The organism is Achromobacter sp. SD115 (assembly GCF_017355315.1).
In the GTDB taxonomy this organism is placed as follows: Bacteria; Pseudomonadota; Gammaproteobacteria; order Burkholderiales; family Burkholderiaceae_B; genus Achromobacter; species Achromobacter xylosoxidans_B.
The window spans coordinates 64,522-88,057 of record NZ_JADIJM010000005.1 but is presented as its reverse complement, the minus strand read 5'-3'; the positions used below and the strand labels follow the sequence as shown (position 1 = coordinate 88,057).

The 23,536-nt window shown below is 68.1% G+C and carries 22 protein-coding genes; 10 read left to right on the top strand and 12 right to left on the bottom strand.

Annotation, left to right across the window (positions count from 1 at the left end; genetic code table 11):
- Nucleotides 1-138: 138 nt before the first annotated feature.
- Together IPU70_RS09025 and IPU70_RS09020 are read right to left on the bottom strand one after the other, a co-directional pair.
- Complete coding sequence (locus IPU70_RS09025) at nt 139-1,302, bottom strand: CaiB/BaiF CoA-transferase family protein (RefSeq protein WP_207466629.1); 1,164 nt, start codon at nt 1,300-1,302, stop codon at nt 139-141.
- Between the two features lie 120 nt (nt 1,303-1,422).
- Nucleotides 1,423-2,325 (bottom strand): LysR family transcriptional regulator, encoded by a 903-nt coding sequence (locus tag IPU70_RS09020; protein WP_207466627.1) that lies wholly within the window; start codon nt 2,323-2,325, stop codon nt 1,423-1,425.
- 144 nt (nt 2,326-2,469) lie between these two features.
- Between IPU70_RS09020 and IPU70_RS09015 the strand changes: the two genes are divergently transcribed.
- The 4 genes from IPU70_RS09015 (at nt 2,470) to IPU70_RS09000 (ending at nt 5,899) form a co-directional block, all read left to right on the top strand.
- Nucleotides 2,470-3,453 (top strand): tripartite tricarboxylate transporter substrate binding protein, encoded by a 984-nt coding sequence (locus IPU70_RS09015; protein WP_207466625.1) that lies wholly within the window; start codon nt 2,470-2,472, stop codon nt 3,451-3,453.
- Nucleotides 3,454-3,480: 27 nt separating this feature from the next.
- A complete protein-coding gene (locus IPU70_RS09010; protein ID WP_013393278.1) occupies nt 3,481-3,945 on the top strand; it encodes a MaoC family dehydratase in 465 nt (154 codons plus the stop codon).
- Between the two features lie 189 nt (nt 3,946-4,134).
- Nucleotides 4,135-5,061 (top strand): 2-aminophenol 1,6-dioxygenase subunit beta, encoded by a 927-nt coding sequence (cnbCb, locus tag IPU70_RS09005; RefSeq protein WP_207466623.1) that lies wholly within the window; start codon nt 4,135-4,137, stop codon nt 5,059-5,061.
- 19 nt (nt 5,062-5,080) lie between these two features.
- The gene (locus tag IPU70_RS09000) at nt 5,081-5,899 is read left to right on the top strand and encodes a tRNA U-34 5-methylaminomethyl-2-thiouridine biosynthesis protein (RefSeq protein ID WP_207466621.1); all 819 of its coding nucleotides are present in this window, start codon (nt 5,081-5,083) and stop codon (nt 5,897-5,899) included.
- Nucleotides 5,900-5,969: 70 nt separating this feature from the next.
- Here the strand turns inward: IPU70_RS09000 and IPU70_RS08995 are convergent, their stop codons facing one another.
- The 8 genes from IPU70_RS08995 to IPU70_RS08960 all read right to left on the bottom strand — a co-directional run bounded on the left by IPU70_RS08995 (nt 5,970) and on the right by IPU70_RS08960 (nt 14,226).
- A complete protein-coding gene (locus IPU70_RS08995; protein ID WP_207466620.1) occupies nt 5,970-7,523 on the bottom strand; it encodes a fumarate hydratase in 1,554 nt (517 codons plus the stop codon).
- 28 nt (nt 7,524-7,551) lie between these two features.
- The gene (locus tag IPU70_RS08990; protein ID WP_207466618.1) at nt 7,552-8,904 is read right to left on the bottom strand and encodes an MFS transporter; all 1,353 of its coding nucleotides are present in this window, start codon (nt 8,902-8,904) and stop codon (nt 7,552-7,554) included.
- Between the two features lie 53 nt (nt 8,905-8,957).
- Nucleotides 8,958-9,626, bottom strand: coding sequence for a maleylacetoacetate isomerase (gene maiA / locus IPU70_RS08985; RefSeq protein WP_207466616.1), 669 nt, complete (start codon nt 9,624-9,626; stop codon nt 8,958-8,960).
- Nucleotides 9,627-9,638: 12 nt separating this feature from the next.
- On the bottom strand, nt 9,639-10,673 hold the full coding sequence (locus tag IPU70_RS08980; RefSeq protein WP_207466615.1) for a fumarylacetoacetate hydrolase family protein: 1,035 nt from the start codon (nt 10,671-10,673) through the stop codon (nt 9,639-9,641).
- Between the two features lie 67 nt (nt 10,674-10,740).
- Entirely contained in the window at nt 10,741-11,700 is a 960-nt protein-coding gene (locus IPU70_RS08975) for an MBL fold metallo-hydrolase (protein WP_207466613.1), read from the bottom strand.
- A gap of 33 nt (nt 11,701-11,733) precedes the next feature.
- On the bottom strand, nt 11,734-12,327 hold the full coding sequence (locus IPU70_RS08970) for a VOC family protein (RefSeq protein WP_207466987.1): 594 nt from the start codon (nt 12,325-12,327) through the stop codon (nt 11,734-11,736).
- 17 nt (nt 12,328-12,344) lie between these two features.
- The gene (locus IPU70_RS08965; RefSeq protein WP_088140018.1) at nt 12,345-12,551 is read right to left on the bottom strand and encodes a DUF2783 domain-containing protein; all 207 of its coding nucleotides are present in this window, start codon (nt 12,549-12,551) and stop codon (nt 12,345-12,347) included.
- Nucleotides 12,526-14,226, bottom strand: a complete 1,701-nt coding sequence (locus IPU70_RS08960) for an FAD-dependent oxidoreductase (protein ID WP_207466610.1) — start codon at nt 14,224-14,226, stop codon at nt 12,526-12,528. The genes IPU70_RS08965 and IPU70_RS08960 overlap by 26 nt, the downstream gene beginning before the upstream one ends.
- Before the next feature lie 148 nt (nt 14,227-14,374).
- Between IPU70_RS08960 and IPU70_RS08955 the strand changes: the two genes are divergently transcribed.
- Nucleotides 14,375-15,184, top strand: coding sequence for a helix-turn-helix transcriptional regulator (locus tag IPU70_RS08955; protein WP_207466608.1), 810 nt, complete (start codon nt 14,375-14,377; stop codon nt 15,182-15,184).
- Nucleotides 15,185-15,259: 75 nt separating this feature from the next.
- On the opposite strand, the gene IPU70_RS08950 is transcribed toward IPU70_RS08955, so the two are convergent.
- Nucleotides 15,260-16,453, bottom strand: a complete 1,194-nt coding sequence (locus IPU70_RS08950; RefSeq protein WP_207466607.1) for an MFS transporter — start codon at nt 16,451-16,453, stop codon at nt 15,260-15,262.
- A gap of 108 nt (nt 16,454-16,561) precedes the next feature.
- On the opposite strand from IPU70_RS08950, the gene IPU70_RS08945 reads away from it, so the two are divergent.
- From IPU70_RS08945 to IPU70_RS08935, 3 genes are all read left to right on the top strand, one after another.
- Nucleotides 16,562-17,470, top strand: coding sequence for a LysR family transcriptional regulator (locus tag IPU70_RS08945; RefSeq protein WP_207466605.1), 909 nt, complete (start codon nt 16,562-16,564; stop codon nt 17,468-17,470).
- Nucleotides 17,471-17,633: 163 nt separating this feature from the next.
- The gene (locus IPU70_RS08940; protein WP_119449491.1) at nt 17,634-17,819 is read left to right on the top strand and encodes a type II toxin-antitoxin system HicA family toxin; all 186 of its coding nucleotides are present in this window, start codon (nt 17,634-17,636) and stop codon (nt 17,817-17,819) included.
- Nucleotides 17,820-17,895: 76 nt separating this feature from the next.
- Nucleotides 17,896-18,315 carry a type II toxin-antitoxin system HicB family antitoxin gene (locus IPU70_RS08935; protein WP_207466603.1) on the top strand — a complete coding sequence of 140 codons (420 nt, stop codon included), beginning with the start codon at nt 17,896-17,898 and terminating at the stop codon, nt 18,313-18,315.
- A gap of 87 nt (nt 18,316-18,402) precedes the next feature.
- Here IPU70_RS08935 and argH read toward each other — a convergent pair whose 3' ends face one another.
- Complete coding sequence (gene argH / locus IPU70_RS08930) at nt 18,403-19,821, bottom strand: argininosuccinate lyase (protein WP_207466601.1); 1,419 nt, start codon at nt 19,819-19,821, stop codon at nt 18,403-18,405.
- A 126-nt stretch (nt 19,822-19,947) separates the two neighbouring features.
- Here argH and IPU70_RS08925 point away from each other — a divergent pair, with 126 nt between their 5' ends.
- Nucleotides 19,948-21,297, top strand: a complete 1,350-nt coding sequence (locus IPU70_RS08925) for a mechanosensitive ion channel family protein (RefSeq protein WP_207466599.1) — start codon at nt 19,948-19,950, stop codon at nt 21,295-21,297.
- 90 nt (nt 21,298-21,387) lie between these two features.
- Nucleotides 21,388-23,445 carry an NAD(+) synthase gene (locus IPU70_RS08920; RefSeq protein ID WP_207466596.1) on the top strand — a complete coding sequence of 686 codons (2,058 nt, stop codon included), beginning with the start codon at nt 21,388-21,390 and terminating at the stop codon, nt 23,443-23,445.
- Nucleotides 23,446-23,536: the final 91 nt, after the last annotated feature.

Here is a 23,536-nt window from a genome sequence, read left to right as displayed (position 1 = left end):
GCTTAATCGCGCCCGCCGGCGCCGCGGGAAACCGGCCATCTCTGCACAGCGGTGATGGAGGCGGTTTCTTCGTAGGGTCTTTTGAAGGAGCAGCTATCGCTGCTCCTTTTTTTCGGCATGCCCATGCGCCGCGCGCCATCAGGCCGTGTCGGCGCCCAGCCCCAGCTCCGCCAGGATGGCGGCGGTGTGCTGCCCCAGGGCGGGCACGGCGCCTATGGCCGCGCTGGCGCCCGACAAGGTCGCCGGCGGCAGCAACGCCTGGATGGGACCGCCTGGCGTCGCCACGTCGCGCCAGCGGTCGCGCGCGGCAAACTGCGGGTGCTCCCAGACCTCGTGCATGTTGTTCAAGGCGGAGTTGGCGATGCCGCCCCGATCCAGCCTGGCCAGCACCTGTTCGCGCGACAGCAAGGCAAAGCACTGCGCAATGCGCGCATCCAGCGCCTCGCGGTGCCGCACGCGCTGGACGTTGGTGGCATAGCGCTCGTCGTCGGCCAGCGCCGGGTCCTCCAGCACATGGGTGCAGAAGCTGAGCCATTCGCGGTCGTTCTGCAGGCCGAATATCACGGGCTTGCCGTCGCCCGCGAGGTATTGCCCGTAGGGCGCGATCGCGGGATGCGCCACGCCGTTGCGCGCGGGCGGGGAGCCGCCATAGTGCGCGAAATTCAAGGCATAGGAAGTCCATTCCGTCAGCGCCTCCAGCATGGTCACCTCGACGCGTAAGCCCGCGCCGGTGCGTCCGCGCTGTATGAGCGCCGACAGGATGCCGGAATAGGCATACATGCCGGCGGCGATGTCGGCGATGGAGATGCCCGTGCGGGCTGGGGAGTCGGGCGTGCCGGTAAGGGAGATCAGTCCCGAAGCCGCTTGTATCAGCAGGTCATAGGCCTTTTTGTCGCGGTAGGGGCCGTCATCTCCGTAGCCGGAAATGTCGCACACGATCAGCCTGGGGAAGTCCACGCGCAGCGTTTCGTAGTCCAGGCCCATGCGGCGCGCGGCACCGGGGGCGAGATTTTGGATGAAGACATCAGCCTGGCCCAGCAGGCGGCGCAGCACTTGCGCGGCCCCCGGCGCCTTGGTGTCCAGGGCCAGGCTCTCCTTGCCGCGGTTGGCCCACACGAAGAACGACGACTGGCCGCGCACGGTGTCGTCGTAGCCCCGCGCAAAGTCCCCGGCGTCCGGCCGTTCGATCTTGATGACGCGCGCGCCCAGGTCCGCCAACTGGCGGCTGGCGAAAGGGGCGGCGACGGCGTGTTCGAGCGCGATGACGGTGATGCCGTCTAGGGGGCGGGTAGCTGCGGTCATATCGTCCTGGATGGGGAGTGTGGGCCGGGGCGCATGCCGGGCCCGGCGGCGGCGGAGCATTATGGAATGCGGGGCGCGCGCGCGGCCAGTCGATATTTTTTAAGCGGGATTCGAGATTCTCTAATCGGCGTCCAGCGCTGGCCGCGGCTCGGTGACAAAGCTGATGAAGGCGCGCGCATAGCCGGGCAGGGCGTCCTGCTTGCGCATCACCGCGCGCTGTTCACGCACGGCCCAGGATTCTTCGATCTGCACGCATTCGACCCTGCCTTGGGCCAGCGCCGGCGCCGCAACCGAGCGCGGCACCAGTGAGATGCCTGCGCCTTCCTGGACGCAGCGCAGCACGGCGTCGAAGTTGGGCGCGTGGACGCGTACCCGGGGCTTGAGCCCCATCTGTTCGGCCATTTGCTGCAGGTACAGGAAGTTGCTGCTCTTGCGGCCGATGGCGACCAGATCGTGCGACAGCGCGGTTTCGAGTGAAACGCGCGGGTGCAGGCTGAGCGGGTGGCGCGGGGGAATGATGAAGATCAGTTCGTCCTGGCCGTAGCTGATGAATTCCAGCCCACGCATTTCGATGGCGCCGGCGACCAGCCCGATGTCGGCGCGGCCGTCCAGCACCGCCTTGACGGTTTCTTCGCTGAGATGCTCCTCAAGATCCACGTTGACGTTTGGATAGGCGGCCAGGAACCGGCTCAGCGCGCTGGGCAGGCTGCTCAGCGTGCTGCTGTTGGCGTAGACGCGGATATGGCCTTCGACGCCGTCGGTGTGGCGGCGCATTTCCGCCTGCAGGCGCTCGACGTTGCCCAGTATGGTCTGCGCATAGCGCAGCACGGTCATGCCGGCGGCGGTGAGCGACATGCCTTTCTGGGTGCGCACGAACAGCGGCACGCCCATGGCCTGTTCCAGGTTCTTCAGGCGGTAGCTGGCCGATGGCGCGGTCAGGTGCAGGTCGGAGGCTCCGCCGGTGAGGCTCTTGGCTTCGGCAATGGCGACAAAGACGCGCAGGTCGGTCAGTTCGTAGCGCAAGGAGGGCACCTGGATTCGGGCGGCGCAGCGCCGTGGCGGGCCGCTGTTAGAAGGGCTCTAAGCCGGATAAGAAACTTTCGACTATTCGTGGTTCCGGCCTCGTCTCTATATTGTGCCGCACACAAAAGACCAACGGAGACAAGCATGAGACATGGATTTCCCTGGCGCGCCTTGGCGGGCGCCGCCGTGATCGCAGCGGGCGCGCTGGCGGGGGGCGCAGTAGCGGCGCAGGACTATCCGGCCAAGCCGGTACGCCTGGTGGTGCCGTATGCGGCGGGCGGACCCACCGACACCTTCGCGCGGGCCTTGGCGGAGACCTGGAGCCGCAAGCTGGGCGCGGCGCTGGTGGTCGAGAACCGGACCGGCGCCGGCACCCTGGTCGGCACGGAAACCGTGGCTCGAGCCACGGCCGACGGCTATACCTTGCTGCTGACCACGGTGGCGCACGCGGTCAATCCCAGCATCCATTCCAACCTGCCGTACCGCACGGTGGAGGACTTTGCGCCGGTCGGCCTGGCGGCCAAGGCGCCGCTGGTGCTGGTCGTCAACAAGAACGTGCCGGCCACCACCTTGCCGGAGTTCATGGCCTATCTGAAGGCCAGGCCAGGCAAGGTCAACTACGGCTCGGCCGGCATCGGCAGCGCGCCGCACCTGGCCGGCGAATTGCTGAACCATCTAGCCGGGGTGCGCGCCATGCACGTGCCGTACCGCGGCAGCGCGCCGGCGATGGCAGACGTCATCGGCGGACACCTGGACTTCATGATCGATAGCGCGCCCACGGGCTTGGCGCAGGTCCAGGCCGGCACGGTCAGGCTGCTGGCGACGTCGATGGCGCAGCCCCTGCCGCAGACGCCCGGCACTCCGCCCATCGCGCAAGCGGTGCCGGGCTACGAGGCCTATACCTGGAACGCCGTCTTGGCCCCGGCGGGCACCCCGGCGCCGGTCGTTGACAAGCTCAACGCTACGTTGCGCGCCGCGCTTGCCGATCCGGAGCTGCGGCGCCGCGCCTACGACATGGGGCTGGTGCTGCAACCGGACACGACGCCCGCCGCGCTGAGCGCTTTCCTGCAGGGCGAACTGAAGAAGTGGGGCGAGGTCGCCCGCGCCGCGCACATGACCGCGAACTGAATCCCGTCAAGACAAAAGGAACCCTGCATGATCAAGCACCAACTCTGCGTTCAGCGCTACTTCGAGGACTTCGAAGTCGGCGAGGTCTTCCTGCTGCCGTCGCGCACCATGACCGATGCCCTGTTCGCCGCGTTCCAGCTCGCCAGCGGCGACAATCATCCCGTGCATTACGACGTCGAATACTGCCGCGCCCACGGCATGCCCCACATGCTGGCGCACGGCTTCCAGGTCGCCATCCAGACCGCAGCGGGCGCGGGACTGTTTCCCCACATGGTGGAGGATTCCCTCAAGGGCTTTCTGGAACAGAGCAGCCGATTCCTGAACCCCGTGTTCGTGGGTGACACGCTTTATTCGTCGCTGACGGTGGCGGAACTGCTGCCCGGACGCACGACCGGGGTGCTGGTCATGCACAGCCTGGTGCGCAACCAGCGCGACGAGGTGGTGATGGACGGCGTGCAGAAGTACTTGTTGCGCAAGGGCCAGGCGCAATAGTCGGCAACTCCCGGGAGGGCGGATCGGAACGCCTGCTCGGGAAACTCCCTATCTTCCAAAGGCGTGCCGCCCGTTGACAGCGGACTGCGGCGAATCGATACTTGAATCCAGTACGTATACGTACAAAATGGCGCGCCCAAGCAGCATCGGTCGAACCCGGTTCCTACTGCTCTCGCAAAGGAGTAAGCAATGAAGGACGGCGAAATTCTTTCCGGATTCCTGGCTCCCCATCCGCCGCACCTGGTGTACGGCGAGAACCCGCCGCAGAACGAGCCGCGGTCGCGCGGCGGCTGGGAAAGCCTGCGTTGGGCCTACGACCACGTGCGCGAGAGCATCGAACGCCTGCAGCCCGACGTGCTGCTGGTGCATTCGCCGCACTGGATCACCCAGGTAGGCCATCATTTCCTGGGCGTGCCGCGCCTGGAGGGCCGCTCGGTGGACCCGATCTTTCCCGACCTGTTCCGCTACGACTTCGGCATGGACGTCGACGTGGCGTTGGCCGAAGCCTGTTGCGAGGAAGGCCGCAAGCTGGGCCTGGTCACCAAGATGATGCGCAACCCCAAGTTCCGCGTCGACTACGGCACCATCACCACGCTGCACATGGTGCGGCCGCAATGGGACATTCCGGTGGTGGGGCTGTCGGCGAACAACACGCCGTACTACCTCAACACCCAGGAAGGACTCAGGGAAATGGACCTGCTGGGCCGCGCCACGCGCGAAGCGATACGCAAGAGCGGGCGGCGCGCGGTGCTGCTGGCCAGCAATACGCTGTCGCACTGGCATTTCCACGAACAGCCCGAGGTGCCCGAGGACATGTCCAAGGAACATCCGGCGCGCTACGACGGCTATCTGTGGGACATCCGCATGATCGAACTGATGCGCAAGGGCAGGATGGACGAGGTGTTCGAACTGCTGCCCCAGTTCATCGACGAAGCCTTCGCCGAAGTGAAATCCGGCGCCTTCACCTGGATGCATGCCGCCATGGGCTATCCGCAACTGGCGGGCAAGTTCCATGGCTACGGCACCGTGATCGGCACCGGCAACGCGGTGATGGAATGGAATCTGCAGGAGGCCGGGCTTTCCCGCCTTGAACAACCCGCCGGCGCGGCGGCCTAGCCATCCAGGGAGACAGGCCATGACCATCGTTTCCGCATTTCTCGTCCCCGGCAGCCCGCTGCCGCAGCTGCGCAGCGACGTGGCGCCCTGGGGGCGCCTGAACCAGGCGCTGCGCGCGGCCGGCAAGTCGTTGGCGGCTTCCCGGCCCGACGTGGTGCTGGTGTATTCGACACAGTGGATGGCGGTGCTGGACCAGTTGTGGATCACGCGCCGGCGCAGCACGGGCGTGCATGTGGACGAGAACTGGCACGAGTACGGCGAGCTGCCCTTCGACATCGCCAGTGACGCCGGCCTGGCCGAAGCCTGCGTGCAAGGCTGCCGCGACGCCGGCATCCATGCGCGCGGCGTGGACTATGACCAATTTCCCATCGACACGGGCACCATCACGGTCAGCACGCTGATGGGCTTTGGCTCCGACCAACTGCCCGTGACGCTGGCGGCCAACAACCTGTACCACGACAACGCGCAGACCGAGCAGCTCAGCCGCATCGCCGTGCAGGCGGCGGCTGCGCAGAACAAAAGGGCGGCGGTGATAGGCATAGGCGGACTGTCCAACACTATGTTCCGCGAGCCGGTGGCGCTGGAATCCGACCGCCTGATCTCCCAGGCCGACGATGACTGGAACCGTCGCATGCTGGCGTTGCTGGAAAGCGGCGATGCCACGCAACTGCGCGAGGCGATGCCCGAGTATGCCGGGCAGGCCAAGGCCGAGATGGGCTTCAAGCACATGTCCTGGCTGCTGGGCGCGCTGGGTGACCAGTTCCGCGGCGGCAAGGTGCTGGAGTATGCGCCGCTGTACGGCAGCGGCGGGGCGGTGGTTGAATTCAAGCTGGGTTGAAGGCGAGCCCAGCCCTGGAGGCGGCGCGTGTCGGGCCGCCTGTCAGAGCGGCCCGCATCTGCAGCGCTTGTCAGAGCGCCCCGGCAATCGCCACCGGTATTTCTCTGGCCCCCGCCGCGCGGCGCCACCGCGCCGGCCCCGACACATGTAGGTTCCCGCCCTCCGCATCCACCGCCACGGTCACGGGCATGTCCTGGACTTCGAACTCGTGGATCGCCTCCATGCCCAGGTCCTCGAAGGCGATGACGCGGGCGCTGCGGATGGCGCGGGACACCAGATAGGCCGCGCCGCCCACCGCGATCAGGTAGGCGGCCCGGTGGCGCCGGATCGCTTCGACCGCCTGCGGGCCGCGTTCGGCCTTGCCCACCATGGCCAGCAGGCCCGTGCGTTCCAGCATCATGTCGGTGTAGCCGTCCATGCGGGTCGAGGTGGTGGGGCCGGCGGGGCCGACGGCCTCGTCGCGCACGGCGTCCACCGGGCCCACGTAGTAGATGACGCGGCCGCGGAAGTCGGCGGGCAGAGGCTCGCCCCGCGCCAGCATTTCACGAATGCGCTGGTGCGCGGCATCGCGTCCGGTCAGCATGCGGCCATTGAGCAGCAGGGTTTCACCGGCGCGCCAGGACGCGACTTCCTCGCGGGTGAGGGTGTCCAGGTTCACACGCCGGCCGCCGCCCGATCCGCGCTCCGCGTCCAGGTCGGGCCAGAGATCGAGCGAGGGCGGGGCCAGGTGCGCGGGGCCGGAGCCGTCCAGCACGAAGCGCGCATGGCGCGTGGCCGCGCAATTGGGGATCAGTGCGATGGGCTTGGCGGCCGCGTGCGTGGGGTAGGTCTTGATCTTCACGTCCAGCACGGTGGTAAGGCCGCCCAGGCCTTGCGCGCCTACACCCAGCGCGTTGACGCGTTCGTATAGTTCGAGCCGCAGCGCGTCCTCGGGCGCCAGGGTCTCGCCGCGTTGCGCCCGGGCCTGCAGTTCGTGGATGTCCAGCGGCTGCATCAGGCTTTCCTTGGCCAGCAGCATCGCTTTCTCGGCGGTGCCGCCCACGCCTATGCCCAGCATGCCGGGCGGGCACCAGCCGGCGCCCATGGCCGGAATCTGCGCCAGCACCCAGTCGACGATGCTGTCGGCCGGGTTCAGCATGGCGAGACGCGCCTTGTTTTCCGAGCCGCCGCCCTTGGCCGCCACCGTGACCGCCAGGCTTGCGCCCGGCACGATCCGCATGTTGATGACGGCGGGCGTGTTGTCGCGGGTGTTGCCGCGGCTGAACAGCGGGTCCGCCACCACCGAGGCGCGCAGCGGATTGTCTGGGTCCAGGTAGGCGCGCCGCACGCCGGCGTTGACGGCGTCCTCCAGGCTGCCGGTGAAGCCTGCCCAGCGCAGGTCCATGCCGACCTCCAGGAAGACGTTGACGATGCCGGTGTCCTGGCAGATCGGCCGCCGGCCGATGGCGGCCATGCGCGAACTGGCGAGGATCTGCGCCATGGCGTCGCGCGCTGGCGCGCTGGCCTCGCGGTGGTAGGCGCGGGCCAGATGCGCGATGTAGTCGGCCGGGTGGTAGTGGCTGATGTACTGGAGCGCGCTGGCGATGGATTCGATCAGGTCGTCCTGGCGGATGCTTGTGCTCATGGCGTGCGTGGGTGGGTGGCTTGCAGGTTCATTCGGCGTGCAGCGTGACGCCGGGGCGGTCCTTGACCAGGCTCACGGCTACGAAGGACACCACGGCCATGACGATGACGTAGACGCCCACATGCCAGGACTGGCCGGTGGCGGTGATGATGGACTGCGCGATCATCGCGGCGAAGGCGCCGCCCAGGATGGAGCCCAGCGCATAGCCCGCCGACACGCCGGAATAGCGCACGTCGGCCGGGAACATCTCGGCATACAGCGCGGCCTGCGGGCCGTAGGTCAGGCCCAGCGGCACGGACAGCACGGCCAGGGCGAAGGCGAACTGCATCACGTCGCCGGATTCGATGAAGGACCACATCGGTATGGCCCAGAGCGCCAGCAGCACGTAGCCGAGCTGGAAGGTGCGCACGCGGCCGATGCGGTCGCCCAGCCAGCCGCCCAGCAGCGTGGTGCCCAGCCAGCAGGCCGCGGCCAGCGTGCAGATCATCAGTACCTGCTGCGCCGGCATGTGCAGCGTCCGGCTGCCGTAGCTGATGAAGAAGCCGACCAGCAGGTAGCCCGCCGTGCTGTTGCCCACGAAGATCAGCGTGGTCAGCAGGATCTGGCGCGGATGCTTGCGCAGCAAGGTGCCCAGCGGCGCCGAGGAATGGCTGCGGCGCGACTGCATCGCCAGGAACACGGGCGATTCCTCGACGGCGCGGCGGATGAAGACGCCGACCACGATGAGCGCGATGGACAGCAGGAAGGACACGCGCCAGCCCCAGGCCATGAAGTTGTCGGCGCCGACCAGGGCGGTGATGCACCACAGCACGCCGGTGGCGACGATCATGCCCAGCGGCACGCCGATTTGCGGGAAGGCGCCGAACAGCGAACGCCGCTCCCGGGGCGCGTGCTCGACCGCCATGAGCGCCGCGCCGCCCCATTCGCCGCCGGCAGAGAAGCCTTGCAGCACGCGCAAGGTCACCAGCATCACCGGCGCCCAGATGCCGATCTGCGCGTAGGTCGGCAGCACGCCGATCAGCGCGGTGGACACGCCCATCAGGATCAGCGTGGCCGCCAGCACCCGCTTGCGGCCGTAGCGGTCGCCCAGGTGGCCGCACACGATGGCGCCCAGCGGCCGGAACAGGAAGGCCACGCCCACGGTCGCGAACGACAGGATCAGCGACAGCTCCGGGTTCTCCTTGGCGAAGGGCGCGAAGAACAGCGAGCCCAGCACCAGGCCCGCGGCCTGGACGTAGATGAAGTAGTCGTACCACTCGATGGCCGAGCCGACCAGCGTGGCGGCCAGGACCTTGCGGTCGTCGGCGCTGACCAGCGGGCCAGACGCGGACCGGGGGGCGGATGCGACGGCGGCGCCGCCGGCGGGGATTTCTGTTTGCATGGTTGTCTCCTTGGGGGGAATGCGGCGGTTCAGCTTCTTATAGGGGGCGTCGCCTAGGCCGCGGCGCTCTGCGGCGCGTCGGGCTGGTTTTCCGGGCGGGCGGCTTCAAACGCAGGCAGGCCGGCACAGGCCTGGACAATGGCGCGGACCCGTTCGAAAGGCGCCAGGTCCGCGCCGTAGCGCAAGGCGTTGTAGACCTGCGGGATCAGGTAGCACTCGACCAGCGTGGGCGCGGCGCCCAGCGCGTAGCCGCCGTCCTGCGCCGGGGGCAGCGCTGCCTCGAAGGCCTGGAAGCCTTCGGCGCACCAATGGCGGTACCAGTCCTGGATCTGTTCGTCGTCCGCGCCGAACTGGGCGCGCAGGCGCTTGAGCGCGCGCAGGTTGTTGAGCGGATGCATTTCGCAGGCAATCAGTTGCGCCAGCGCGCGGGCCTGCGCCCGCAGCGCCGGATCGGCCGGCAGCAGCGGCGCACCGGGATGGCGCTCGTCCAGATACTCGATGATGGCCAGCGATTGCTGCAGGCGCAGGCCGTCGATCTCCAGCATGGGCACCAGGCCGAAGGGCGCCAGCGAGCGGTAGGCGGGTTGCTGGTGCTCACCCTTGACCATGTGCCAGGTGACCTGCCGGTAAGGCAGGCCCTTCAAGGCCAGGGCGATGCGGACCCGGTAGGCTGCGGAACTGCGCCAGTAGCTGTGCAGGGTGAGGGCAGGGGTGTCGGCCATGGCGGTCTCCGGTCAGGCGGCGGCGGTTGCGGGCACGCTGGCCGATGCGGCGCCAGGCATGGGCCGCGTGCCCGGGATCCGCACCTGCTGGTCGATGTCGCCGAACAGGCTCAGGCCCGCGTCGTCGCGCATGCCGATGCGCACGCGGTCGCCGTGCTTGAGGAAGGGCGTGCGCATGTCGCCGTCGCGCAGTTTTTCCCGCACCCGCGCTTCGACCAGGCAGCACACGCCGGCGGCGTCGCTGGCATTCGAAATGGTGCCGCTGCCCACCAGGGTGCCGGCGCCCAGGCGGCGGGTGCGGGCCGCGTGCGCGATCAGTTCGCCGAAATGGAATTGCATTTCCTCGCCCGCCTGGGGCTGGCCGATCTGCCGGCCGTTGAGCCACACCTGCATGGCGCGGTGCAGCTTGCCGCCGCGCCAGTAGGGCGCCAGTTCGTCGGGCGTGACCAGCACCGGCGACAGCGCCGAGGCCGGCTTGCCTTGCAGGAAGCCGAAGCCCTTGGACAGTTCGGGCAGCACCACGTTGCGCAGCGTCACGTCGTTGACCAGGCCCAGCAGCACGACGTGTTCCAGCGCCGTGTCCGCGTTCACGCCCAGCGGCACGTCGTCGGTCACCACCACGATCTCCGCTTCCAGGTCCACGCCCAGGTCCTCGCTGGCGGCGGTGATGTCCTCGCACGGTCCCATGAAGTCGTCCGAGGCGCCCTGGTACATCAGGGGATCGGTCAGGAACGAGGGCGGCATCTCGCCGCCGCGGGCACGGCGCGTCAGGTCCACGTGGTTCAGGTAGGCGGACGCGTCCAGCCATTGGTAGGCGCGCGGCAGGGGCGCGGCGCAGCGCGCCGGATCGAAGGGCTGGCTGGCGCCGTCGCCCGCGTTCAGCGCTTCGTATTCGGCCTGCAGCAGGGGCGCGGCGCGGGCCCAGTCGTCCAGCGCTTGCTGCAGCGTGGCTGCGATGTGCGGCACGGCGCGCGTGCGGGTCAGGTCGCGGCTGACGACGGCCAGGGCGCCGTCGCGGGCGCCATTGCTCAGGGTGGCGAGTTTCATGTTCAGGTGCTCCGTATCGGATGGAGAGGCCCGCGGCGGGGCCTCGTGGCGTGGTGGCGTGCCGGGATCAGGCGGTGAGTTCGGCCCACATGTCGCGGTCGCGCTCGGCGGTCCAGACGCGCGGATCGGTGATGCCGCTGGCCTCGTCGTAGGCGCGCGAGACGTCGAAGGGAATGGCGTGTTCGTAGATGACGACGTGGCCGAATTCCGGGTCCATCACGCGGCGCGTGTCTTCATAGACCTGCTTCAGGCTCTTGCCTTGCTCCACGCCCTGGCGGGCGCAGCCGTACAGCGTCTCGACCCAGCTGCGGGTGTAGCCGATGGCCTCGCGGCAGGCGGCGGGCGTGGTCAGGGCGGGGCCGCGGCCCGGCACCATCTGGCGCGGTTTCAGCGCCTGCAGCGCGTCCAGCGTGGCGGGCCAGTCGGACAGATAGGCATCGCCCGTGTAGACGCCGGCGTTGAACTCCACCAGGTCGCCGGAGAAACAGATGCCCTGCGACGGAATCCAGACGATGGAATCGCCGCGGGTATGGCCCGCGCCCAGATGCAGCATGCGCACTTCGAGACTGCCCAGGAACACGGTCAGTTCGCGCTCGAACACCACGGTGGGCCAGGTCAGCCCCGGTATGGTTTCGGCGGACTGGAACAGGCGCGGGAAGCGGCCGATCTCGGAATCCATGTCGGCCTGGCCGCGCTCGACGATGAGTTCATGCGTGCCGCGGCTGGCGTACACGTGGGCGGCGCCTTCGGCGGCGAAGGCGGACGCGCCCAGCACGCGCACCGCGTGGTAGTGGGTCAGGGCGACGTGGCGGATGGGCTTGTCGGTGACGCCGCGGATGGCGCGGATCAGGCCCTGGGCCATGGCCGGCGTGGCGGTCGCGTCGACCACCATCACGCTGTCGTCGCCGATGATCACGCCCGAGTTGGGGTCGCCGTCGGCGACGTAGGCGTAGGCGTTTTCGGACAGGCGTTCGAAGGAGATCCTCTTTTCCGCCAGGTCGGCCTGGGAGGCGAAGGGTTTGCTCATGGTGTTCCTTTAATGGATGGAAAGTGGGGCGGTTCAGCCGGCGTGGGCCTGGCTGCGCTGCTGGCTGCTGGTGCCGGTGGCGCCGGGCATCAGGCCGGCGGCCTTGTCGCGGGTCCAGGCAGCCAGGTCGTCATGGGCGCTGCGGCGCTTGCGGGCCACGTAGTCGGCCACGGGCAGGCGCAGGGTCAGTTCGAGGCGGATGCCGTTGGGATCGAAGAAATAGATCGAGCGGATGAAGTGGTGGTCGGTCGGCCCCACTACCTCGATGCCGTGGGACTGCAGCTGTTGGCGCATGCGCTCCAGCTCGGCTTCGCCGCGGATTTCCATGGCGAAGTGGTTGACCCAGCGCGGCGTGGCGGGGTCGGGCTGGCTTTGGCCGTTGTCGCCCAGGTCGAAGAAGGCGATGTGCGAACCGTCGGCGAATTCGAAGAACAGATGCACGAAGGGGCAGTGCTCGCCGGTGGAAGGCACGCGTTCCTCCTTGACCACGTGCACCAGCGGCAGGCCGAGGATGTCTTCATAGAAATGCCGGGTTTCCTCGGCATCGCGGCAGCGCCAGGCGAAGTGGTGCAGGCCCTGGATGGCGGGGGCGCCCGGCGGGGCGGCATGGGATGGGTTGAGCGTCATGGCGCCGTCTCCGTGGTTCATGGAATGTTCAAGGCGGGCGAGCCGGGCTGGGCCGCCAGCATTTCGTCGACCGCCGCCTGCACGCGGGCCGCGTCGTCCACGGCTTCGATGAGCAGCAGCGACAGCCGGGCCAGGCTGTCGCGCTGGGCCGCGGGGTCGGGCACGTTGGTCAGCGCGATCAGGCGCTCTAGCAGGTCGTCAAGCTGTTGCTGGGATAGCGGCATGGTTGGCGCCTCCGGTTGAGCGGTAGAGGCCGCGGGCCTCGGGCAAGGGTTCGGGACAGGCGCCGGGCGCATCCAGCGCGGCGGCGACCCAGGCCAGCATGGCCTCGGGATCGCCGGTCTCTGGCGTGGCGGCCGCCATGACATGCTGGTCGGGCCGCAGCAGCCAGGCCTCTCCGTCCAGCGTCTGCCCGAGCTGGTGCGCCAGGGCGGCGCGTCCGCGCTCGTCGCATAGCGGTCCGACGGCGACCCAGCGCACCAGGCCGTCGCCGTCCTGCGTGCCGGGGGGCAGGGCATCGCCGAACACCAGGACCGTGAACCAGGGGCCGAGCAGGCCGTGCAAGGCCAGGCCATCCGCCTGCCGCAGCACCACGTTGGGCAGCGCGCGTCCGGCCAGGGCGTGGGCGCCGCAAGCCAGCGCCGATGCGGGATAGACGGCCGGCATGCACAGGCGACCGGTGTTGATCATGCGGGCGGCGACGGGGTGGCGCGGCGCCAGGTCGATGATGGCGTCGCGCCACAGCGCGGCGGAGCGGGCAGCGCCCGGGTAAACGAAGCGCGAGGAGCGGCGCGCCTGGCGGATGTTCTCCATTGCCGCGTGCTTGCGCTCGACGCTATAGGTATCCAGCAGCGAGTCGCCGGCGCGGCCTTGCAGCAGCAGGGCCAGCTTCCAGCCCAGGTTGTCGGCGTCCTGGATGCCGCCGTTGCCGCCGCGCGCGCCGAAGGGCGCCACCAGATGGGCAGAATCGCCCGCGAACAGCACCCGATCATGGCGCAGGCTGTCCAGGCATTCATGGCGGTAGGCCCAGACGCCATGCCAGGCAATGTCGAATTCCACGCGCTCGCCCAGCAGGTCCCAGACGCGCTGGCGCATGGCCGCGTCCGTGGCCGCTTCGGCCGGGTCTTCGTCCGGACGCAGCTGGAAGTCCAGCCGCCAGGTGTCGTCGGCCATCTTGTGGCGCCAGACCGCGCGGCCGTGGTTGCTGCGCGCGTCCAGCCAGGTCCAGCGTTCCTCCGGCCAGGTGGTGTCGCGCAACACGATGTCGATGATGATCCAGCGGTCCTCGGTCTGGTCGTAGACGCGCGGGCTCAGGCCCAGCATGCCGCGCACCGCGCTTTTGGCGCCGTCGCAGGCGACCACCCATTGCGCGCGGCAGGCGTAGGCGCCGTCGGGCGTCTCCACTTGCAAGGTCGCCGGGCCTGCGGCTTGCGGTTCGATGCCGGCGACGCGGTTCAGCCAGCGCAGCTCGGCCAGCGGCTCGCGCATCAGCGCATCCACCAGGAAGGCTTCCAGGTAGTACTGCTGCAGGTTGACGAAGCCGTTGTGGCGCATGTCGGGCTGGTCCTGCAGCGTGAAGGACGCCACCGCCAGGTCGCGGCACAGCACCCGGCCCACGTTCCAGCGCACGCCCTTGCCGACCACGTCGCCAGCCATGCCGAGGCGGTCGAAGATGTCCAGCGTGCGCTGCGCCCAGACCATGCCGCGCGAAGCCAGGCCGCGCACGCCGACGGTGTTGTCGTCGTCCAGCACGACCACGGGAATGCCGCGCCGCACCAGATCCAGGGCCAGCGTCAGGCCGGTCAGCCCGGCCCCCACGACGGCCACCGGATGCGGCTCGCGGCGCGGGCGGTCCATTTCATCGGGCCTGACGTATGGGTAGATGGGAAGCTCTTTCATCGTTTTCCCTAGTTCGATGTGGTTTGTTGCAGGCCTCACTCTAGGAGCGCCGCGCGCGCCCGTCATGTCCTCACGGAAGAGGACACCGCGGCGACGGAGGATGACCTTAGAATCGGGAAAACACGCGCAAGCGGGGGAAAACGACACCATGGAAGAGACACACAACCCAATGCCCGCGGGCGGGGGGCCGGACCGCTGGGCCGAGTCCGCCGTCATGGACCTGGGCGGCCCGATGTTCCACGCCGCGCTGCTGCTGGCGCTGCGTGAAACCGTGGCCGCCGACCACGTGTCGCACGTGTTCTACGGCCATGAAGGCCTGGTGCAGTATTCGTCGGCGGCCAGCCTGCTGAACCAGTCCCTGATCGAATGGACCACCAACGTGTTCGTGGACAACGAGTTCTACCGGCGCGATCCCAACTACGGCCTGCTGCGCGACATGGCCTGCCGCCCCGGCCATCATCCCGACCTGGTCGTGCAGACGGCGTCCCCGGAACGCATCGCGGACGACGAGTACCGCCGCCTGCTGTTCGAGCGCCCCGGCTTCGCCAGCAAGATTTCGCTTATCGGCTGCCGCGACGAGGGCATCAGCTACCTGAACCTGTACTTCTCGCGCACCCACTCGCCGAACGCGGCCGAACTGATGCGCGGGCGCGCGCCCTTGCTGATCGCGCTGGCGCGGCGCCATCACCAACTGTGCCGCGTGGAAACGGAACCGACACGCGCGGCCTCCTGGTGCAGCGGCCTGTCGCTGCGCGAAGTCCAGGTGGCGGACCTGTTGCGCCAGGGCCATACCGCCAAAGAGGTGGGGCGCGAGCTGGGCCTGTCGCCCACCACCGTGGTGACCTACAAGAACCGCATCTTCAAGAAGAACAACGTGGCCAGCCTGAAGGAGTTCCTGATCAAGGCGCCGGCCGCGTGCGCCGCGCCGGCCTGTATGCCGGAGGCTGGCGGCGGCTGAGCATCGGGGCCGCGTCGGGGGCTGCTGCTGCGTTTCCCGTCCCCGGGTGCCGGGTACCGCTCGCGCGATCCGGCGTCAGGCGGTGACGGATGGCCGCAGGCGGGCGATGGCAGGAACCGCCAGCGCCGCCAGCAGCGCCACGGCCCCGGCCACATAGCCCACGCTGCCCAGTCCCCATTGCGCGATCGCCCCTCCGCCCAGCATGGCGCCGGCGCCAATGCCGGCATTGGCCGCCGACACGTTGAGCGTGCCCGCCATGGCCTGGGCTTGCGGCGCCACTTTCATCACACGCACCTGGCACACCGGATACAGGGCCGTATTGGCGATGCTCCACGCGGCCAGCGCCGGCAGCAATCCGGCAAGCGAGGAAGCCAGGGGTATGGCGGCCATCATGCCCAGGCCCAGCAGCAGGGTGAACGCCAAAGTCGCGGCCAGGGGATTGCGGTCCGCCGCCAGTCCGCCCAGCCAGTTGCCGGCCAGCCCCGCCGCGCCAAAGCCCATCAGCCACCATCCCACCTGAGCCGGCGGCACGTTGGCGATGCGTTCCAGCACGTCGGCCAGATAGGTATAGGCAGCGAACATCGCGGTGAACACCGCCACGGACAGCCCGATATGGGCCAGCATGCGCGGATCCCGCAGAATGCGCGCCTGCTCGCGCAAGCCGACGCGCGGCGGGCGCGGCAAGGCCGGCATGCAGGCCAGCATCAGCGCGGCCAGCGCCAGCGACAGCGCGGCCAGCCCCCAGAAGCTGCCGCGCCAGCCTATCGACGTGGCGGCCAGCGTGCCCAGCGGAATGCCGAACAGCAAGGCGGCGGAAATCCCCAGGTACACGCGCGCCACCGCCTGCCCGGCGTGGCGCGGGCCCGCCAGCTGTGCGGCGGCTTCGCTGGCCGTGCCCCAGAACACCGGCAGCGCCAGCGCCGGAATGAAGCGCGCCAACGCCAGCACCCAGATGTTGGGCGCGGCCGCGGCCAGCGCGTTGGAGGCGGCGAAGACCAGCAGGATCGCCACGAACAGGCGCTTGCGCTCCAGGTGCGATACCGCCGCCGTCAGCAAGGGCCCCGACAGCATCACCGTGAACGCGAACAGGGTCACGAGCTGGCCCGCGGCGGAAACGGAGATGGACAGGTCGCGGGCCAGCTCGGGCAGCAGCCCCACGATTAAAAATTCCGTGGAAACGATGACGAAAGCCGCGACAGCGAGGATGCCGATGGAAAGCGCGCTGGAGCGGGCCGGGACGGATGGGGAGGCGAGGGAGGATTCGAGCATGGATGGGTTCAAGAGGAATACGGTCTTGAACGATATTGGAGATAGAATTTCTTATCTCAGGTATGTTTTCCATAAATTAAGGAATCTGATTCCTTAATCATCGCCGCCATGATCCCATCCGAACGCCTCAAAGGCATCGAAGCCTTCGTCACCACCGCGGACGCCGGCAGCTTCACCGCCGCCGCCGACCGGCTCCACCTTACTGCCTCGGCCGTGGGCAAGAGCGTCGCCCGGCTGGAAGCCCGCCTGCATACCCGCCTGTTCGAGCGCAGCACCCGCCGCCTGGCCCTGACGGACGCGGGCAGCGCCTACTACCGCACCTGCGTGCGCGTGCTGGCCGAATTGCAGGACGCCGAGGCGGTGCTGGCGGCGCAGCGCCAAGAGCCCGTCGGCCGGCTGCGGGTGGACCTGCCCGCGACCTTCGGCCGCCGGGTGGCGCTGCCGCTGCTGTTGCAATTCGCCCAGCGGCATCCGCAGTTGCGGCCATGCGTGTCGTTCACGGACCGTTTCGTCGATCTGGCCGACGAGGGCATAGACGTGGCCGTGCGCATCGGCGGGCCGCCGCAGTGGGCGCCCGGCCTGGGCCACCGCTATCTGGGCTCGGAGCGCGTGATTTTCTGCGCCTCGCCGCAATACCTGGCGCGCCGCGGAGCGCCGCTCACGGCCGACGATCTGGCCCAGCATGACGCCGTGGCCTACGGGCGCGCGGACGGGGAACCCCCGGTCTGGCGGATCGCGCAGGGCGCGGGACCGGCCAGCTTGCGGCCGATCGACGGCGTCATGGTGCTGGACAGCGCCGAAGCCCAGGTCGATGCCGTGGCCGCAGGCTTCGGCATCGCGCAGTTGGCGACCTGGCTCGCGGCCGACGCCTTGCGCGACGGCCGGGTGGTCGAAGTGCTGCCGCAACTGGCTGCCGAGGGCTTGCCCCTGTATTTGGTGTGGCCGCTGAGCAAGCAGCTGCTGCCCAAGGTGGATGCGGTGGTGGAGATGCTGGGGGAAGCGCTGAGTATCGCCTAGCGGGCAGCCGCAACATCGCTCGGTCTGAGAAAGAGCCAGTCGAGCCCCGCCTTGCGCCGCGGCCTTCTACGCTCATGGGCGGGAGGATAGTGGCTGGGGTAAACACTGCTGTTTATTTATTCAACATTTTTGTTTATGCTCGATCAGGCCGCGACCATCGGTCATGAAATACAGCGAATTCAAGAGATGGCTGGAACGGCAAGGGGCGGTGTTCGTGCCGCACAAATCAGGCAGCAGCCACTATCGGGTTACCTTGAACGGCGTGACAACGATCTTTCCACATCACGGGTCCAAGGAAATGGGCAAGCATCTGGAAAGCGAAATCAAGAAGCAGCTCGGTTTGAAATGACGTTGCGCATTCTGCACACCGGATGCGCGTCACGCGGACAGTCCTGCCTGGCACATTCATCAAACGGGAAACCTGAATGCTGACCTATCCCTACACCCTGACTCGCGACACCAACGATACGTGGTTAGTCCGGTTTCCTGATATTCCAGAAGCGCTCTCCGTGGGCCAAGACGTCGATGAGGCGGCGATCAATGCCGAAGAGGCGCTCGAGGCGGCGCTGGAGATCTATTTCGACGCGCGCCGCCCCATTCCCATGCCCTCCAAGCCAGCCAAGGGCCAGGCGTCGGTAACCTTGTCTGCCTTGATCACCAGCAAGGTCTTTCTGTCGAACGAGATGATTTTGCAGGGAGTGCGCAAGGCCGAGTTGGCAAGGCGCATGGGTGTTCATATGCCGCAAGTGGACCGGTTGCTGAATGTGCGGCATGCGTCCCGGATCGAACAGGTCGAATCTGCCCTTGGACAGCTAGGGCGCCGCCTGGACGTGTCGATCGCCTGAGGCTGATATCTGGGCAAGTCCCGCGTACCAATGAAAATCGGCCCCGATAAATCGGGGCCGATCATCTTGCATCGGAGAAAACCAGCCTTACTCCGCCGTTTCCTGCAGCACGCGCTTCGCTTCCTCGGCCACGCGCTCGGGGGCGGTGCCGCCCACGTGCTTGCGGGCCGCGACCGAGCCTTCCAGGGTCAGGACCTGGTGCACGTCGTCGCCGATGCTGGCGTGGTAGGCCTTGAGCTCGTCCAGCGACAGGTCGGCCAAGTCGCAGCCGCGCTGTTCGCAGTCGCGGACCGCGTGGGCCACGACTTCGTGGGCGTCGCGGAAGGGCACGCCGCGCTTGACCAGGTAGTCGGCCAGGTCGGTGGCGGTGGCGAAGCCCTGCAGGGCGGCGGCGCGCATGTTGTCGGCCTTGACCTTGATGCCGCCGGCCATGTCCGCAAAGATCGTCAGCGTGTCGCGCACGGTGTCGACGGTGTCGAACAGGCCTTCCTTGTCTTCCTGGTTGTCCTTGTTGTAGGCCAGCGGCTGGCCCTTCATCAGGGTCAGGAGGGCGACCAGGTGGCCGTTGACGCGGCCGGTCTTGCCGCGGGCCAGCTCGGGCACGTCGGGGTTCTTTTTCTGCGGCATGATCGAGCTGCCGGTGCAGAAGCGGTCCGCCAGGTCGATGAAGCCCACGCGCGGGCTCATCCAGAGCACCAGTTCTTCGGACAGGCGCGAGACGTGCGTCATGATCAGCGCGCCGGCGGCGCAGAATTCGATGGCGAAGTCGCGGTCGGACACGGCGTCCAGCGAATTGCGGCAGACGCCGTCAAAGCCCAGGGTCTTGGCGACGCGCTCGCGGTCGATCGGGTAGGACGTGCCGGCCAGGGCGGCGGCGCCCAGCGGCAGACGGTTCACGCGGCGGCGGCAGTCCGCCAGGCGCTCGGCGTCGCGGCCGAACATTTCCGCATAGGCCAGCAGGTGGTGGCCGAAGGTGACCGGCTGGGCCACTTGCAGGTGCGTGAAGCCGGGCATGATGGTGCCGGCGTGTTCCAGCGCCACCGTGGCCAGGGCGCGGCGCAACTGGCGCAGCAGGTCCAGCAGGTTGTCGATTTCGGTGCGCAGCCACAGGCGGATGTCGGTGGCGACCTGGTCGTTGCGCGAACGGCCGGTGTGCAGGCGCTTGCCCGCGTCGCCCACCAGTTCCACCAGGCGTTTTTCGATGTTCAGGTGCACGTCTTCGAGGTCGAGCAGCCATTGGAAGCTGCCGGCGTCGATTTCGGACAGGATCTGGGTCATGCCGCGCTGGATGTCGGCCAGGTCCTGGGCGCCGATGATGCCCTGGGCGGCCAGCATGTCCGCGTGCGCGAGCGAGCCCTGGATGTCGTAGCGCGCCAGGCGCTTGTCGAAATCCACGGACGCCGTATAGCGCTTGACGAGTTCGGAAACCGGTTCCGAGAACCGGGCGGACCAGGCCTGCGCCTTGTTGGCGAACTGGTTTTGATCGGGGGAGGGAGTGTTTGCCATGATGGGCGGAATTATAGGCCCTGGCGTGGCGCCGGGTGGCGCGCCTGCTGGCGGCGAACCCTCTGGCCGGGCCTTTGTCGGATAATCCTGGATTAGTTTCAAGACCTTAGAGCAGGAAGAGAGCCTATGCCCCTGGAATGGGAAGAGCTGGTCACCCAATTGGATACCCATCTGCCGCGCGAAGCGTGGGCGCAGACCTTGATCGGGATCGGTGCGCTGATCCTGGCCGCGCTGTTCGTCCAGTGGGTCGTGGCCCGGGTCGTGCTGTTGCTGGCGCACCGCGTGTTGGTGCTGAGCGGCCGGGGCGATTGGGACAAGGCCCTGCAGCGCCGCCGCGCCTACCAGAACCTTTGGTACGCCGTGCCATTCGCGGTGGTGTCGCTGGGCATAGACCTGGTGCCGCACGTGGAGCGGGCCGTGACCATCGTCGGGCGGCTGGCGCACGCCGGCGCCTGGATCTGCGTGTTCATGGCGTTCTCGGGCGTGCTGAGCGCCTGGCAGGATACCTATTCCGCCACCACGCGGGCGCAAACCCGCTCCATCAAGGGCTATATCCAGATCAGCAAGCTGATCCTGATGGCGGTATGCACCGTTTTGGTGCTTTCCATCCTGATCGACCGCTCGCCGCTCTGGATGATCTCCGGGCTGGGCGCGCTGTCCGCGGTGCTGTTGCTGGTGTTCAAGGACACCTTGCTGTCGCTGGTGGCCAGCACCCAGCTGACCAGCAACGACATGCTGCGCATCGGCGACTGGATCGAGATGCCGCAGTCCAACGCCGACGGTTTCGTCAAGGACATCGCCCTGCACACGGTCAAGGTGCAGAACTGGGACAACACCGTCACCACGGTACCCACCTACAAGCTGTTCTCGGAAAGCTACCGCAACTACCGCCACATGTTCGAATCGGGCGGGCGCCGCATCAAGCGCACCCTCCGCATCGACTCGGCCAGCGTGCGCTTCCTGAGCGACGACGAAGCGCAGCGGCTGATGCGTTTCCGGCTGCTGCACGACTACCTGCAGGCCAAGACCCACGACATCGCCCAGGCCAACCAGACCATGGGCGAGCTGGCCAGCGTGCCGGCCAACCGCCGCCGGTTGACCAATATCGGTACCCTGCGGGCCTATGCGCTGGCCTACCTGAAGCAGAATCCCGAGGTCCGTCAGGACATGGCCATGATGGTGCGCATGATGGAGCCCACCGCCGAGGGCATTCCGGTCGAGGTCTATTGCTTTACCGCCGTCACCGCCTGGGTCGAGTACGAACGCATCCAGGGCGACATCTTCGACCATCTGCTGGCCATCCTGCCCGAACTGGGCCTGCGCCTGTACCAGCAGCCGTCCGGCGCCGATATCGGCGCGATGGGCGCCCATCTGCGCGAAGGCGCCTTGCAGGCGGCGCTGGCCGTCGAGGGCGCCCGTCCGGGCCTGGCCGCGCCGTTGGAGCACGGCCTGACCGACGCCAAGATGCCGCGCTAGCGGACAGCGGGCGCGGCAGGGCGTCCGGGCGGGGCCGGCGGGTGGCCCCGTGAGATAATCCAGGCGTTGAAATCCCAGGCGATAGACCCGATGTCGAACCCGTTCTTCAACCTGTATTCCCACGGCTTTGCCCGGGTCGCCGTCGGCGTGCCCGAATGCAAGGTCGCGGACCCCGCGTTCAATGCCGCCCAGACCATTGCGCTGGCGCAGCAGGCCGCCCAGGGCGGCGCGGTGCTGGCGGCGTTTCCCGAGCTGGGCCTGTCCGCCTACACCTGCGACGACCTGTTCCACCAGAAGGCCTTGCTGGACGAATGCGAGGAAGCGCTGGCGCGGGTGGTCGCGGCCACGGCCGAGATGGACATCGCCGTCGTCGTCGGCGCGCCGCTGCGGGTGGCCCACCAGCTGTTCAACTGCGCCGTGGTCGCCGCCGGCGGCCGCGTGCTGGGCGTGGTGCCCAAAAGCTACCTGCCCAACTACGGCGAGTTCTACGAAGCGCGCCAGTTCAGCGCCGGGGATTGCGCCATCGTTTCCGAGATCAGCCTGCTGGGCCAGAACGTGCCTTTCGGCTCCGAGCTGATCTTCCGGCTGGAAAAGCTGCCGCTGTTCCAGTTCCACGTCGAAATCTGCGAGGACGTCTGGGTGCCGATCCCGCCGTCCTCCTACGCCGCGCTGGCGGGTGCCACGGTGCTGGTGAACCTGTCGGCCTCCAACATCGTGGTCGGCAAGTCCGACTACCGCCACCAGCTGGTCGCGCAGCAGTCGGCGCGCTGCCTGTCGGCCTATATGTACACCTCCGCCGGGCGGGGCGAGTCCTCTACCGACATGGCCTGGGACGGCCAGGCGCTCATCTACGAAAACGGCGAACTGCTGGGCGAATCGGAGCGCTTCCTCGGCCATTCCCACCTGCTGTTCTCGGACGTGGACCTGGAACGCCTGTCGCGCGAACGCATGCGCCAGACCACCTTCGGCCAGTCGGTGCGCCGCCACCAGGACGAAGTCCGCAAGTTCCGCAGCGTGGCGGTGCCCGTGAACCCGCCGCTGGAAGACGCCGAACTGCCGCTGGAGCGGCGCGTGGCGCGTTTCCCCTATGTGCCGGCCGACCCGCAGCGCCGCGACGCCCGCTGCAAGGAGGTCTACAGCATCCAGGTGCAGGCCCTGGTCCAGCGCTTGTCGGCCAGCGGCATGTCCAAGGTCGTCATCGGTATTTCCGGCGGACTGGATTCGACCCATGCGCTGCTGGTCTGCGCCAAGGCCATGGACGCGCTGGAGCTGCCGCGCTCCAATATCCTGGCCGTCACCATGCCGGGCTTCGCCACCAGCTCGCGCACGCTGCAGCAGGCGCGCAAGCTGATGGAGGTGGTGGGATGCACCGCCTCCGAGATCGACATCCGGCCCAGCTGCCTGCAGATGCTCAAGGACCTGGGCCATCCCTATGCGGACGGCAAGCCGGTCTACGACATCACCTTCGAGAACGTGCAGGCCGGCGAACGCACCAACCACCTGTTCCGCATCGCGAACTTCAACAACGCCATCGTCATCGGCACCGGCGACCTGAGCGAATTGGCGCTGGGCTGGTGCACCTACGGCGTGGGCGACCACATGTCGCACTACAGCGTCAACGCCAGCGTGCCCAAGACGCTCATCACCCACCTGGTGCGCTGGGTGGCCGAATCCGGCCGCCTGGGCGAGGAGGGCGCGGAGGTGCTGCTGGACGTGCTGGGCACCGACGTCAGCCCCGAATTGGTGCCTGGCGGCGCGGACGACAAGCCGGCGCAGAAAAGCGAAGACAGCATCGGACCTTACGAACTCCAGGACTTCAACCTGTACTACACGCTGCGCTACGGCTTCGCGCCGACCAAGGTCGCCTTCCTGGCGCTGGCGGCCTGGCGCGACCGCGACGCCGGCGCCTGGCCCGAGGGCGGCCACGTGGCCCGCAACCAGTACGATCTGGCGGCCATCAAGCGCAACCTGAAAATATTCCTGGACCGCTTCTTCCGTCTCAGCCAGTTCAAGCGCAGCTGCGTGCCCAATGCGCCCAAGGTCGGCTCCGGCGGTTCGCTGTCGCCGCGCGGCGACTGGCGCGCGCCCAGCGATTCCGAGTCGGTGGTGTGGATGCGCGACGCCGAACGCATACCCGACGAAGCCTGACCGGGATTTCCCGTCAAGGGGGAACCCGGTATTTGGGCTCCCTGGCGGGTGGTATTCTCTTATCCAACGCGCCCTGCGGCCATGCCTAGCC